The sequence below is a fragment of the Hominenteromicrobium mulieris genome (genome assembly GCF_046197855.1).
Classification (GTDB): Bacteria; Bacillota; Clostridia; order Oscillospirales; family Acutalibacteraceae; genus Hominenteromicrobium; species Hominenteromicrobium mulieris.
The window spans coordinates 1,312,744-1,325,302 of sequence record NZ_CP173188.1 but is presented as its reverse complement, the minus strand read 5'-3'; the positions used below and the strand labels follow the sequence as shown (position 1 = coordinate 1,325,302).

The following is a 12,559-nucleotide window of genomic DNA, read 5'->3' as shown; positions in this document are numbered from 1 at the left end:
TATGGATTACTTATTGTTTTTCTGTGCGTTTTTGGCTTTCAGTTCACGCTCCGCCTGCGGCAGACGCAGGTAGATTGGCATCAAAGCGTCCGGCGTGACCGTCTGTCCGTTTTCAACCATCTCCTGCGCCGCCATGGCAACGCCGGAGGCACGCTGAAAACGAAGCTGCGGCAGCAAAAGCTCTGCACGGATAGCCGCAAACGTCTTATAGCAAAGCTCCGCGCCATCGCCGACAAGATAAATCTTCTCCGTAAACGTTTTGCATTCTTCCAAAAGCTCCGCAATGGGCAGTGCGCGGTCATCACAAAGACGTGTGAGCTTACCGTCCTCCGCACGGAACAGCGCATTATACACCTGCCCGCAGCGTGCGTCCATCACAGCACAGACGATACCCGTCAGCTGCCGTGCGTTCTCCGCCATAGCGCGCAGCGTGGAAACGCCCGCGCACGAGATGTTCCGCGTCATGGAAAGTCCCTTCACGCAGGAGACGCCGATGCGCACCCCCGTGAACGAACCCGGCCCGGCGGAGACCGCCATGCAGGTCACATCGTCAAGCGTTTTATTCGTGAGCTTCAAAACAGATTCCACCATCGGCATCAGCGTCTGGCTGTGCGTCTGCTTTGTGTTGATATAAAATTCAGAGAGTATTTTTCCGTCCTCCAAAAGCGCGGCCGAGGCCGGCGCCGCAGAGGAATCGAGTGCTAAAATCAGCATATTTGTCGCTTTCGCGCGATTTTTTGCCGCGCAAAAGCCGTCCTTTCTATCAGAAACTTATCACAGGTCTATGCCCTCAATGGTAACGATGCGCTCCGTCTCCGTCTCGCCCTTTTCCATGTGGACATAAATCGTGTTTTCCGGCAAAGCGCCGTCGATGTTTTCGCTCCACTCAATGACGAGCACGTTGTCCGTATCGAGGTAATCGAAAAAGCCCGTGGAGTAGAGATCGTCCCAACCGGAAACGCGGTACATGTCAAAGTGCTGCACCGTCAGCCGCGCATCGTATTCGTTCACAAGCGCAAACGTCGGACTGGAGACCACGTCCCCGCCGCCAAGCGCCAGTACAAGTCCGCGCGTAAACGCCGTCTTGCCCATGCCCATCGGTCCCGTGAACGCGATGACCTCGCCGCCCTTGAGCTTTTCCGCCAGCTTCGCCGCGATTTTTTCGGTGTCCTGCACCGAGTGAGAAACAAACCGTTGCATCAGAACAGGCCGTGGATCACGCCGTTACCGTCGACGTCGATCTTTTCGGCAGACGGCACCTTCGGCAGACCGGGCATCGTCATGACATCGCCCGCATACGCAACCACGAAGCCCGCACCGTTCGAGAGGCGCAAGTCACGGATTGTAATGTTGAAGCCGGTCGGACGGCCGAGCAGCGTCGGGTCGTCAGAAAGCGAATACTGCGTCTTTGCGATGCACACCGGCAGCGCGTCGCCGCCGAGCGCCTTGATGTCCTTCAGGGACTTCATCGCCTGATTCGTGAACGTCACATCATCCGCGCCGTAGATTTTCTGCGCGATCGTGCGGATCTTCTCCTCCACTGTGAGATCAAGATCATAGATCGGCGCAAAGTGGCTTTCAGGATTCTCGTCGATGACTTTGCAGACGGTCTTTGCAAGCTCCACGCCGCCTTCGCCGCCCTTTGCGAACACTTCGGAGAGTGCATACTCTACACCGAGGGACTTGCAGCAATCGTCGATGACTTTCAGCTCCGCGTCCGTATCGGTGCCGAAGCGGTTGATGGCGACGACGACCGGCACGTTATATTTATGCATGTTCTCCACGTGTGCGCGCAGGTTCTCAATGCCCTTTTCGAGCGCCGGAACATTCTCCTTTGCAAGCTCTGCCTTCGGCACGCCGCCATTGTATTTCAGCGCACGAACCGTCGCGACAACGACGATGCAGTTCGGCTTGAGACCCGCCAAACGGCACTTGATGTCGAGGAACTTCTCCGCACCGAGGTCGGAGCCGAAGCCTGCTTCCGTAATGCAGTAATCGCCGAGCTTCAGCGCCAAGCGCGTTGCGCGCACGGAGTTGCAGCCGTGAGCAATGTTTGCAAACGGACCGCCGTGCATGATGGCCGGTGTGCCTTCAATCGTCTGCACAAGGTTCGGGTTGATGGCATCTTTGAGCAAAGCCGTCATAGCGCCATCCGCCTTGATGTCCTTCGCATAGACCGGCTTTCCGTCATACGTATATGCAATGAGGATTTTGCCGAGGCGCTCTTTCAGGTCTTTCAAATCCTTTGCAAGACACAAAATCGCCATGACCTCGCTTGCGACGGTGATGATAAAGCCGTCCTCGCGCGGGATGCCGTTCACCTTACTGCCAAGGCCGATGACAATGCTGCGCAGCGCGCGGTCGTTCATATCGACGCAGCGCTTGATGAGCACACGGCGCTGGTCGATGCCCAGCACGTTGCCCTGCTGCATGTGGTTATCGAGCATGGCGCACAGCAGGTTATTTGCCGAAGTGATGGCGTGCATATCACCCGTGAAGTGCAGGTTGATGTCCTCCATCGGCAACACCTGTGCGTAGCCGCCGCCCGCAGCGCCGCCCTTAATGCCGAACACCGGACCCAGAGACGGTTCACGCAGCGCGATGACGGCCTTTTTGCCGATCTTCGCCATAGCCTGACCGAGGCCAGCCGTTGTGGTGGTCTTGCCCTCGCCCGCCGGCGTCGGGTTGATGGCCGTAACAAGGATCAACTTGCCGTCCGGCTCGTTTTCAAGTCTTTTGAACAGGTCATCATTCAGCTTTGCTTTAAAGCGTCCGTAGGGCTCCAGCTCTTCGGGACATACATGCAGTTCTTCCGCGATCTCCGCAATCGGTCTTAATTTTGTCTGTTGCGCAATTTCAATATCGGTAAGCATTGCAACCAACCTTTCATTTCCGTTCTTTTCCGTTTTGCCGCACGCCGCAGCATGCGGACATCGTTATGCCTTATAGATTATAGCGCAAAAAGGCGTTTCCGTAAAGAGGAACGCGCTTTTTTAACGGAAAAAATCTGGATATTGCCCCTTCCTTTTCTGTGTGATATACTAAAATAGAAATTTTGTTGAAATTTTGCTTTTTATTCCTAACATCTTACAAAGACTTTTACGCTTTGTTTTACTTTGGCTTCTTCTGATTTTTTTGAAAGCAGGTGATCTTACGAAAGACAGCCGCATTTTCCTTGCTGTTTCGTCCTTTTTCCGCCGTACGGACAAGCTTCTTTGGCTTTTGATGCTCACAATATCCACGTTCAGCCTTATTCTTCTGAAAAGCGTTTCCCGCGCGATGAACACGGATTATTTCAAAACGCAGCTCGTCGTGACCGTTGCGGGCCTTCTCGCGGCGCTTGTACTCTCCTTCATCGATTACGAAAGCATTGCGTCGTTCTGGTATCTCATCGCGGGTTTTTCCGTTTTTATCATGCTCTACACCATGTTTTTCGGCATCAGCGTGCAGGGCAGCGAGGGCGTCAACGCGCGCGCGTGGATCAGCCTTGCGGGCCGCACGTTCCAGACGAGCGAGCTTGTGAAAATCTGCTTTATGCTGACGTATGCAAAGCACATCTCCGTTTTGCGCGTGCAAAATAAAATCAATCACCCTCTGCACGTCGTTCTGCTCGCGCTCCACGCGGCGGTGCCCGTTCTGCTCTGCCATGTTCAGGGTGATGACGGCGCCGCGATCGTTTTTTTCTTCATGTTCCTGTGCATGAGCCTCGGCGGCGGTGTGCAGCTGCGCTATTTCATTTTGCTCGGCGCGCTTGTCGCCGTGTCCGTGCCCGTGCTGTGGAAATTTGTTCTCAGCGAATACCAGATCAAGCGCTTCACATCTGTCTATAATCTGGACGACCCATCTATTCAGCTCAATGAAGGCTACCAGCAGGTGCAGGGACGTATCTCCATCGGCAGCGGCCAGCTGACCGGCAAAGGGCTGTTTAACGGTCCGCGTGTCGAAACAAACCTCGTCACGTTCCAGCACAGTGATTTTATCTTCTCCGTTGCCGGTGAGGAGCTCGGCTTCATCGGCTGCACCGCCATCATCGTATTATTGTTAGTGTATCTCCTGCGCGTGCTGTATATCGCGTCAAAGGCGAGGGACGACCTCGGGCGCTGCATGTGCTTCGGCTTTTTCGGGCTCATCGCTTTACAGTCCGTCTCAAATATCGGCATGTGCCTGGCGCTTCTGCCCGTCATGGGCGTCACATTGCCGTTCTTCTCTGCCGGCGGCAGCAGTGCCGTATGTCTGTACCTCGGCTTCGGCCTGATACAAAGCGTATACATGCATCGCCCCGACGCCAACGTTCCTCACCTGCGCAGTACAAGAACGCTGAAAATGAACTTCCGTAAATTAAACGCCTAAGCTTCCGGTAACCATGGCTAAGAGTCTTTCGTCAAGTTTTCTTCGAGAAAACTTGCGGGTTCTTAGGACAACGCCCAAGGCGGCAAAAACGCCGCCTTCAGAAAAACAACCCCCACCAAAAAGCGTATCGCTCCGAGCTTCAAAAGCCGCAAGCGATATGCTTTTATTCTTCCTGTTTTTTCACGTACAAATATGCGTTTTTCTCCTTACCCACACGCTCCAAAACACCCATGGAATACAGCACATTCGCTGCACACTGCGCTTGCGTCTGCGCGCGTCGCATCGCTTTTGCAAGCGTTTTCGTCGTAAACGGCTCCGGCAGGTCTTCGGGCAGCAAATTCAAATAATCCCAACGGCTCTCGCAGATCACTTCGCCGAGCAGTGCTTCCGGGATACGCTCCCCACGCGTCGCGCGCAGCTTCTTTTGCTTACCGTAACCGTTGAGATACTTGTAGTCCGTCACCTCCAAAAGCGGGATGCACAGCCGGAAATTCGGGTGCATAAGCTGATTTTTGATCTTATACAGCTCCGGGAAAACATCATACGCTGCGCCCTTTTTCGGTGATTTTCGCTTTTCGGAGATCTCGCCCGTTTCGGGGTCCACCCAGCACAGCCCGCGCTTTGGCACCACAGGGTATACCACCGTTACGCGCGCCGCTTCCAAAAACGCGTCGAGTTTGCGGCCCAGACGGTCAAACCCGCGCGTTTGAATTTCGATGATTCCGTTTTCGCCGACAATATCCGCCACAAAGCCGCCCACCTTCACTTCGCGGCTCTCAAAATCGGGTTCGTAGTAGCTTTTCAGCGCCGCATGCAAAGCTTTTTCCGAAAGCGTACCGATGCCGCCTGCGCCGCCAACGCGCCCCAGCGCCTCTTTTCGCGCCTGTAAAAAACGTTCCGTGTCGATCACGCGCTCCCCCCTCTCCGCCGGTTTATAAAAACAGTATATCGAAAAACATGATAAAAAGCAACAGAAAAGGGCGGCACAGCCAAAGCCGCACCGCCCTAAGGGAAACATGTGAAGATTTAGAAACGGTTACGCTCTGCGCTCAAACGTGCAGCATTCCGTCTCGCTTACGACCTCCGGGTCTGCGCAACAGCAACCCACACAGACGCAGTCCGCGCTGCACTTGCGGTTATCGTTATACGTGCAGTGCTCGGCGCTGCAATGCACATCAGCTGTGGCGCTCGGTGAAGACGAGCATCCGCAGGAGTTTTCAGAGGAAGACGTGCGCTCTGCATAAGAGCCGCAGCAGGTCTCGCGGCTTTCCAGCGCGGCGGGGCCGTCCACCTGAATTTTGCGCAGCTCGCACAGGTCGTTTGCGTTGTGTCGGCAGGTCGTCACGCTACATTTCAGCTTGTTCATATCGGTCCAGATCCTTTCCTTTTGAATTTCTAAGTTCGTGCCGCACTTTGGCGACTTCTTTAGCCTGCCCGCAAAGTCGGGTTTTATGCAAAAGCCACATCGGCGAAGTCTTCCGCAGCGGCTGCACCTTCACCCGCGGCTACGGCAAGATCTTCTATTTCCAGCCGGGCCACGAGACGAACGGTTCCTTCTACAATCCGTACGTCCGCCGCATCATCCAGAACGCCGTGCGTTGGTGCTATAATGATAAGAACAGACGCATCACCCTCGGCGCACCGAGCATCGAAGTCACGCTCGAGCAGGCTCGCCTTGAAGGCAACACCGGCGAATACCTCAAGATGTGGGACTAACTCGCTTTTCTAAAACAGAATAATTTTACCGTTTCGCAGTCCACGGCTCTGTGTTTGCAGCGCCGTGGGCTGCTTTTCTTTTATATCCTGCCCCGAAAACCCGCACAGCGCTTGAAAAAACACGGAAGATATGGTATACTAAACCGATATCGCCCGAGCGGCGACGCGTGTGCGCGATCCGTTTCGTGTATTCGCATATTTTATACGGCAAAAGAGTAAAACTACTGGTATATTGTTCTTTTATTCTTTTGAAAATTCTTTTTGAACACTCAAAAAAGTGTTTGCGCAGTGATTTTCTGCGCGGGAAGGAGCCCTTTATCATGAAAAAAACAGTTTGCGTGATCTTCGGCGGCGCGTCTTCGGAATATGAAGTTTCGCTGATGTCCTCCGCTTCGATCATCCGAAATCTCGATACAGAGAAATTTGACATTCTCACCCTCGGCATCACAAAGGACGGTCGCTGGCTGCTCTATTCGGGTGCTGTGGAAAACATTGAAAACGACACGTGGATGAACAGCGAAACCGCGCGCCCCGCGTTCATCTCTCCCGATAAAGCGACGAACGGCCTTGTCGTTCTGAACGCAGACGGCAGCTATACCGTTTTGAAGGTCGATGTTCTCTTCCCCGTGCTGCACGGCAAAAACGGCGAAGACGGCACCATTCAGGGTCTCTTTAAGCTCAGCGGCATCCCGTATGTCGGCTGCGGCACACTGGCTTCCGCTGTGTGCATGGATAAAGCCGTCACCCACACGCTGCTTTCCGCCGCGAACATCGAGCAGGCGCACTACCTGTGGTTCTATGCTGACCGCTATTTCGCAGACGGCGAGAAGATCCGCAACAAAATCGCCGCACGCCTCAATTTCCCGGTGTTTGTAAAGCCGGCAAATGCAGGCTCCTCCGTCGGTGTCAGCAAGGTGACGGCTCCCGAAAAGCTCGACGCCGCCATCCGCCTTGCCGCCGAAAACGATACGAAGGTCGTCGTTGAAGAAGGCATCGTCGGGCAGGAGGTCGAGTGCGCCGTGCTCGGAAACCGCGGCAAAAGCGTCGCTTCCCCGGTCGGCGAGATCGGTGCGGGTGCAGAATTCTACGATTATGACGACAAATATAAGAACGGCGTCGCACAGCTCTTCATTCCGGCGCGTCTGCCCGAAGACGTTGCGGAGGAAGTGCGCAAGACGGCTGTTCGTGCCTACAACCTGCTCGGCTGCGACGGCCTTTCCCGCGTGGATTTCTTCGTCACCGAAAAGGAGCACAAGGTCATTTTAAACGAGATCAACACGCTGCCGGGCTTCACGTCCATCAGCATGTACCCGAAGCTCTGGGAAAACGCCGGTACCCCGTACAGCGAGCTGCTTGAAAAGCTCATCGACTGCGCTTTCACGCGTGAAGACTAACGCGAGGCGCAATTTATGGATAACAGACCCATCGGCGTATTTGATTCCGGCCTCGGCGGCCTCACCGCCATGCGGGAGCTGATTCGCACCCTGCCGAACGAGAATATCCTCTACTTCGGCGATACCGGCCGCGTGCCCTACGGCTCGCGCGGGCGCGAGATCATCCGCAAATACGCAAAGCAAGATATGAATTTTCTCATCCGACACGACGTAAAAGCCGTGTTGGCCGCTTGTGGCACGGTCAGTTCTGTTGCCCGTGACATCGGCGATGCGCTGCCCGTCCCCTATTTTGATGTGCTGCGCCCCACGGCGCGCGCCGCGGTGGAGCAAACGAAAAACGGCAAGATCGGCATTATCGGCACCGCCGCCACCATCGCTTCCGGCTCCTACCGCAAGGAGATCGAGCGTCTCGCGCCGAAAACCGAAGTGTTCGAGCAGGCGTGCCCCTTATTCGTGCCGCTCGTAGAAAACGCGTTCGTCTCGCCGGATGACCCTATCCCGCGCCTGACGGCCGAGCGCTACTTAACGCCCATCCGTGAAGCCGGCGTAGATACACTCATTCTGGGCTGCACGCATTACCCCATCATCAGCGAGACCATCCGCCGCGTCATGGGCGAAAACGTCACGCTCATCAGTTCCGGTCGCGAAGCCGCGAAAAGCTGCCGCACCGTGCTGGAGGAAAACGGTCTGCTGTGCGACGGCAAAACCGACGGCACACAGCAGTATTTTGTCAGCGACGACACCGAAAGCTTTTATAAGGTCGCCGAGCTCTTCCTCGGGCAAAGCGTTGAAAGCTGCGTGGAATGTATAGATATTGAAAGGTACTGAGTGATTATGCGCGAAGATTACGAAATCACCATCATCGGTCGCCAAACGATTGACGCACAGACCGATGAAATTCAGGTGGATACGCTCGGCGATTACACCGAGCGCGGCGGCGCAAAGTATATCTCCTACACGGAATATGCCGATGAAGCGCCGTATAACGGTCAGCTCAAAGTGCTCAAAATCGAAAATGAGGATACCGTCACCATGCTGACCCCCGGCACGCCCACCCGTCTGGTGCTGGAAAAAGGCAAGCGCCACAAATGCCTTTATGATACCGGCGCAGGCGTGCTCTCCCTCGGCGTATATACACAGACGTTAAAGCATGACCTTTCCGCTGCGGGCGGTGAGCTGTGCATCCGCTATACGCTCGACATCGATACCCAGCTTTCCTCCAGCAACGAAATCTGCGTTCGCCTGCGCAAGCGTGATCTATTCAATAAATAAACCGAAAGGAACATCCCCTATGTCTAAAGCAGTAAGCATTGCAAAAGAACAGGTTTCTGCCGTCATTGAAGCGGCGATGAAAAAAGCGATGGCTGCGGGCATGCTGCCCGAAGCAGAGCTGCCCGCTTTCACTGTAGAACGCCCGGCAGACCGCTCTCACGGTGATTTCGCAACGAACGCCGCCATGGCTTCCGCGCGTGCATTCCGCATGGCACCCCCGAAAATCGCCGCGGCTATCATGGAAAACCTCGACCTCAACGGCACCTACTTCGTTAAGGCCGAGACCGCCGGCCCCGGCTTCATGAACTTCTTCCTCGGCTCCGCGTTTTACAGCGATGTGCTGACCGAAGTGCTCACAAAAGACAGCGCATACGGTAGAAGCGACTACGGCAACCACCGCAAGGTCATGGTCGAGTTCGTTTCCGCCAACCCCACGGGTCCCATGCACATGGGCAACGCCCGCGGCGGCGCGCTCGGCGATTGCCTCGCCTCCGTTCTGGATGCCGCAGGCTACGACGTTTGGCGTGAGTTTTACGTCAACGACGCCGGCAATCAGCTCGATAAATTCGGTCTCTCCCTCTCCATTCGCTACCAGCAGCTCTTCGCGGAAAATCCGCCGGAGCTCCCGGAGGACAGCTACCACGGCGAAGACATTCTTGACCTCGCCAAAGAGTACGCCAAAGAGCACGGCGACGAGCTGATGCACATCACCGAAGAAGAGCGCCGCAAGGCACTCGTCGGCTTCGGCCTGCCGAAGAACATCGCGAAAATGAAGGCCGATATGGAAAAATACCGCGTCCATTACGACCGCTGGTTCCTCGAAAGCGACCTGCACAAGGACGGCGAAGTCATGGCCGTCGTCGATTACCTGCGCGACCGCGGCCTCACTTACGAAAAAGACGGCGCTGTCTGGTACAAGGCAACCGAGTTCGGCGGCGAAAAGGACGAAGTGCTCGTCCGCGCCAACGGCAACCCAACCTACTTTACGGCAGACATCGCCTACCACAAGAATAAGTTCGACCGCGGCTTCGACCTGCTCATCGACATCTGGGGCAGCGACCACCATGGCCACGTCGCCCGCATGAAGGGCGCGATGGACGCCATCGGTCAGAGCGCCGATAAGCTCGACATCATCCTCATGCAGTTCGTCCGTTTGATGCGTGACGGCCAGCCCGTGCGCATGAGCAAGCGTACCGGTAAGGCCATCCAGCTTGGTGACCTGCTTGATGAAGTTCCGGTCGATTCCGCAAGATTCCTCTTTAACATGCGTGAAGCGAACTCCCTGCTCGACTTCGACCTCGACCTCGCCGTGCAGCAGGATTCCCAGAACCCCGTGTACTACGTTCAGTACGCCCACGCGCGTATTTGCAGCATCCTGCGCGCACTGGAAGCCGAGGGCGTCACCCCGCGCGACTGCACCGCAGAGGAGCTCGCACTGCTCACCGCGCCGGAGGAGCTTGAGCTCATCCAGCACATCGCGTCTTACACCGATGAGATCATCGGCGCCGCAAAGGACTACGACCCGGTACGCATCACGCGCTATGTTATCGAGCTTGCAACAAAGTTCCACAAGTTCTACAATGCCTGCCGTGTAAAGGGCGAGGAAGAAAGCCTCATGCAGGCGCGTCTCACCCTTTGCCGCGCCACCGCAACGGTCATTCGCAACGTCCTCACCATGTTCAACATCACCGTCCCGACGTCCATGTAATCATAAACTGCAAAGGAGTCGCTCACGTTTCCGAGAGCGACTCCTTTTGTATAAGAAAACCGACGGCACAAGTTCCCTCATGCCGTCGGTTTTTTCTATCCTGTTATGCGCAAATGTGTGGTATTACACGTTATACTCTAAAATTTGCCGGTAGATTATTCGCCTGCGAGCTTCTTGCCAAGCGCAATGCACGCTGCGTCTGCTTCGTCGTCCGGTGCTTCGTTGCAGATGACGCTGTCGCCTGCGAAGACCGCGCCGTCACCAAGGCAGGTCTCTTCCCAGTTACGCATCCATTCGCCGTCGCCCCAGCCGTAAGAGCCGAACAGGCCGATCACTTTGCCGGAAAGCTTTGCTTCGCACTCGGTAAACACCGGCTCAAACTCCGTGTCTTCCAGCTGCTCGGAGCCCATAGACGGGCAGCCGAACGCCACAGCCTCATAGTTATCCATCAAGTCTGCGGAGAACTCTGTACAGTTATATACATCTGCTTCTGCGCCCGCTGCGCGAACGCCTTCTGCAACCTTTTCCGCCATCATCTGGGTGTTGCCTGTACCACTCCAATAAACAACTGCTGTTTTACGCATTTTTTGTAACCTCTTTTCAAAAATTTCTTTATATGTCAGGCAGCTACGGTAAGCTGCAAAACACTTCTGCCTTCCTGCCACAAACGCTTGTAGATGTCCCGGCACTTCTTATACCGCGCAAATGTGCGCACTGCCTCGCATTCGTTGCAGTACACCTTCCAACATCCGCAGCACTTGCAGTTTTGCCCGGCGTTTTCAATGAACCCAAGCACGTCCTCCACCGGGTAGCCGAGGAAAAGCCCAATCTCATGCGGGAACCCGTCTCCGCTTGCAAGCCGCATGCGCAGCCGCTCTATCGCGCCGTCCACGCTCGTGTCGGTGTAGCCGTAGCGCTCCAAAAGCTCCTTTGCGCCGGGGCGCTCCAGGTCTTTTGCAAGCTGCGTGCGGCGGCACACATAAATGAGCATCGCATTTTCTTCGCGCTTTAAGATCAGCAGCTCCACGCCTTTATCGCGGAATATGCGATTCAAATGCTTTACATCGTCCTCCGGGTCCTGCGCCGCGTGGTAGGAAAATAAACTCGCCGTTTTAAGCGACGCCAGCGTCGGCGCACAATGCTCGATCAAGTATTTCTCAAGCATTGAAAGCACACTCTCCGCGCACAGCCGCACAGCAATCTGCCAGTACACTGTGCAGCGCCGAGGCACTGCTGCTCGGCACATACGCGATCGGAATGTTATTTCTTTTCGCTTCCTTGGAAGCACTCAGCATCATTTTGTGCGAGACCGTGCTGGTGAAAAGCAAAAGGTAGTCCGGCGTGCCGAGCTTCTTTTTCAAGGAGCCGTTCTCCTTCACATACACCTTTGCTTTGCAGCCATGGTTCTTGCAGATGTCCATGTACTGACATACCATGCGTTCATTGCCGCCAACGATCACTACGCTCATATTCTATCCTTTCCGCCTGCAAAAGCGTTTCACAGGCTGCCCGCAAAACCGGGCTTTGCATTTGATTTAAGTTAGTTTGCACTAACTCCTTTGTTTTAAATAAAGCGGATTCGCACCGCTATGTGTTATCTTTAAAGTTAGTATAAACTAACTTGCTTATAGTATACTAAACTCGTATACATTTGTCAACCCCTATTTTGATTTTTTATTCGGAAGCTTTCACCCCGCCGTTTTTCGCAGAACGAAAGCCGCGTTCCATAACCCGGCTTTATCTTCATTTACTCTGCTTTTACCTATCTCCCCAATGCCCGCTCTTCTTGCGCAGCTTCACTTTTCCCCGAGACGGCAGCGACGCAGCCCGCCGCACGTAAGACCGGCACGCAAATTTCCGTAAAAAACAAGCGCAGAGAATTCCTCTGCGCCAAGCTTATTTTTCGTTTTTCAAAAAGGCTTCCTGCACCGATTCCGCACGGCTTTCGGCCACAAGCACCAACCCGCGGCGTTTGTCTCCCGTCAGCACGGCGCTTTCCCCGGCCTTCAGCCCGATAAGCGCCAAGGCCTCTTTCGGAATATGCACACCGCCGTTTTCGTCGATCTGCACCGTCCACATTTTGCGGCCTTTCGGCACCCGTTTTTCCATACGCCGCTCC

The 12,559-nt window shown here is 55.1% G+C and carries 15 protein-coding genes; 6 read left to right on the top strand and 9 right to left on the bottom strand.

The features are described from left to right. Nucleotides 1-6: 6 nt before the first annotated feature. From tsaB to ACI0CA_RS06315, 3 genes are read right to left on the bottom strand one after another with little or no spacing between them, the layout of a single operon-like run. Nucleotides 7-714 (bottom strand): tRNA (adenosine(37)-N6)-threonylcarbamoyltransferase complex dimerization subunit type 1 TsaB, encoded by a 708-nt coding sequence (gene tsaB / locus ACI0CA_RS06325; RefSeq protein ID WP_308448160.1) that lies wholly within the window; start codon nt 712-714, stop codon nt 7-9. 60 nt (nt 715-774) lie between these two features. Continuing rightward, entirely contained in the window at nt 775-1,200 is a 426-nt protein-coding gene (gene tsaE / locus ACI0CA_RS06320; protein WP_308448159.1) for a tRNA (adenosine(37)-N6)-threonylcarbamoyltransferase complex ATPase subunit type 1 TsaE, read from the bottom strand. Then, nucleotides 1,200-2,873, bottom strand: a complete 1,674-nt coding sequence (locus ACI0CA_RS06315) for a formate--tetrahydrofolate ligase (RefSeq protein WP_308448158.1) — start codon at nt 2,871-2,873, stop codon at nt 1,200-1,202. The genes tsaE and ACI0CA_RS06315 overlap by 1 nt, the downstream gene beginning before the upstream one ends. Nucleotides 2,874-3,135: 262 nt before the next feature. Here ACI0CA_RS06315 and ACI0CA_RS06310 point away from each other — a divergent pair, with 262 nt between their 5' ends. After that, a complete protein-coding gene (locus tag ACI0CA_RS06310) occupies nt 3,136-4,350 on the top strand; it encodes an FtsW/RodA/SpoVE family cell cycle protein (protein WP_446807062.1) in 1,215 nt (404 codons plus the stop codon). A 163-nt stretch (nt 4,351-4,513) separates the two neighbouring features. Here ACI0CA_RS06310 and ACI0CA_RS06305 read toward each other — a convergent pair whose 3' ends face one another. Together ACI0CA_RS06305 and ACI0CA_RS06300 are read right to left on the bottom strand one after the other, a co-directional pair. Continuing rightward, on the bottom strand, nt 4,514-5,260 hold the full coding sequence (locus ACI0CA_RS06305) for a hypothetical protein (protein WP_446806446.1): 747 nt from the start codon (nt 5,258-5,260) through the stop codon (nt 4,514-4,516). 126 nt (nt 5,261-5,386) lie between these two features. Further along, the gene (locus tag ACI0CA_RS06300) at nt 5,387-5,716 is read right to left on the bottom strand and encodes a DUF1540 domain-containing protein (protein ID WP_395590116.1); all 330 of its coding nucleotides are present in this window, start codon (nt 5,714-5,716) and stop codon (nt 5,387-5,389) included. Between the two features lie 47 nt (nt 5,717-5,763). Between ACI0CA_RS06300 and ACI0CA_RS06295 the strand changes: the two genes are divergently transcribed. From ACI0CA_RS06295 to argS, 5 genes are all read left to right on the top strand, one after another. Then, nucleotides 5,764-6,066, top strand: coding sequence for a ThuA domain-containing protein (locus ACI0CA_RS06295; RefSeq protein ID WP_308448154.1), 303 nt, complete (start codon nt 5,764-5,766; stop codon nt 6,064-6,066). 320 nt (nt 6,067-6,386) lie between these two features. Next, nucleotides 6,387-7,460, top strand: coding sequence for a D-alanine--D-alanine ligase family protein (locus ACI0CA_RS06290; protein ID WP_446806447.1), 1,074 nt, complete (start codon nt 6,387-6,389; stop codon nt 7,458-7,460). Between the two features lie 15 nt (nt 7,461-7,475). Then, complete coding sequence (gene murI, locus ACI0CA_RS06285; protein WP_316686039.1) at nt 7,476-8,288, top strand: glutamate racemase; 813 nt, start codon at nt 7,476-7,478, stop codon at nt 8,286-8,288. Between the two features lie 6 nt (nt 8,289-8,294). After that, the gene (locus ACI0CA_RS06280) at nt 8,295-8,732 is read left to right on the top strand and encodes a DUF1934 domain-containing protein (RefSeq protein WP_176821243.1); all 438 of its coding nucleotides are present in this window, start codon (nt 8,295-8,297) and stop codon (nt 8,730-8,732) included. Nucleotides 8,733-8,751: 19 nt separating this feature from the next. Then, complete coding sequence (gene argS / locus ACI0CA_RS06275) at nt 8,752-10,440, top strand: arginine--tRNA ligase (protein ID WP_446806448.1); 1,689 nt, start codon at nt 8,752-8,754, stop codon at nt 10,438-10,440. A 155-nt stretch (nt 10,441-10,595) separates the two neighbouring features. Here the strand turns inward: argS and ACI0CA_RS06270 are convergent, their stop codons facing one another. From ACI0CA_RS06270 to ACI0CA_RS06255, 4 genes are all read right to left on the bottom strand, one after another. Continuing rightward, nucleotides 10,596-11,024, bottom strand: coding sequence for a flavodoxin (locus ACI0CA_RS06270; protein ID WP_176821241.1), 429 nt, complete (start codon nt 11,022-11,024; stop codon nt 10,596-10,598). A 35-nt stretch (nt 11,025-11,059) separates the two neighbouring features. Beyond that, complete coding sequence (locus ACI0CA_RS06265; protein ID WP_308448150.1) at nt 11,060-11,605, bottom strand: DUF3793 family protein; 546 nt, start codon at nt 11,603-11,605, stop codon at nt 11,060-11,062. Next, entirely contained in the window at nt 11,598-11,909 is a 312-nt protein-coding gene (locus ACI0CA_RS06260) for a DUF2325 domain-containing protein (protein WP_316518760.1), read from the bottom strand. Before ACI0CA_RS06260 ends, ACI0CA_RS06265 begins: the two co-directional genes overlap by 8 nt. A 427-nt stretch (nt 11,910-12,336) precedes the next feature. After that, nucleotides 12,337-12,549 (bottom strand): hypothetical protein, encoded by a 213-nt coding sequence (locus ACI0CA_RS06255; RefSeq protein WP_395506467.1) that lies wholly within the window; start codon nt 12,547-12,549, stop codon nt 12,337-12,339. Nucleotides 12,550-12,559: the final 10 nt, after the last annotated feature.

Coding starts and splice junctions, on each gene's coding strand:
- ACI0CA_RS06300 (WP_395590116.1), bottom strand. CDS start 5,716: ATGAACAAGCTGAAATGTAGCGTGACGACCTGCCGACACAACGCAAAC.
- tsaE (WP_308448159.1), bottom strand. CDS start 1,200: ATGCAACGGTTTGTTTCTCACTCGGTGCAGGACACCGAAAAAATCGCG.
- ACI0CA_RS06280 (WP_176821243.1), top strand. CDS start 8,295: ATGCGCGAAGATTACGAAATCACCATCATCGGTCGCCAAACGATTGAC.
- murI (WP_316686039.1), top strand. CDS start 7,476: ATGGATAACAGACCCATCGGCGTATTTGATTCCGGCCTCGGCGGCCTC.
- tsaB (WP_308448160.1), bottom strand. CDS start 714: ATGCTGATTTTAGCACTCGATTCCTCTGCGGCGCCGGCCTCGGCCGCG.
- argS (WP_446806448.1), top strand. CDS start 8,752: ATGTCTAAAGCAGTAAGCATTGCAAAAGAACAGGTTTCTGCCGTCATT.
- ACI0CA_RS06265 (WP_308448150.1), bottom strand. CDS start 11,605: ATGCTTGAGAAATACTTGATCGAGCATTGTGCGCCGACGCTGGCGTCG.
- ACI0CA_RS06270 (WP_176821241.1), bottom strand. CDS start 11,024: ATGCGTAAAACAGCAGTTGTTTATTGGAGTGGTACAGGCAACACCCAG.
- ACI0CA_RS06260 (WP_316518760.1), bottom strand. CDS start 11,909: ATGAGCGTAGTGATCGTTGGCGGCAATGAACGCATGGTATGTCAGTAC.
- ACI0CA_RS06255 (WP_395506467.1), bottom strand. CDS start 12,549: ATGGAAAAACGGGTGCCGAAAGGCCGCAAAATGTGGACGGTGCAGATC.
- ACI0CA_RS06290 (WP_446806447.1), top strand. CDS start 6,387: ATGAAAAAAACAGTTTGCGTGATCTTCGGCGGCGCGTCTTCGGAATAT.
- ACI0CA_RS06315 (WP_308448158.1), bottom strand. CDS start 2,873: ATGCTTACCGATATTGAAATTGCGCAACAGACAAAATTAAGACCGATT.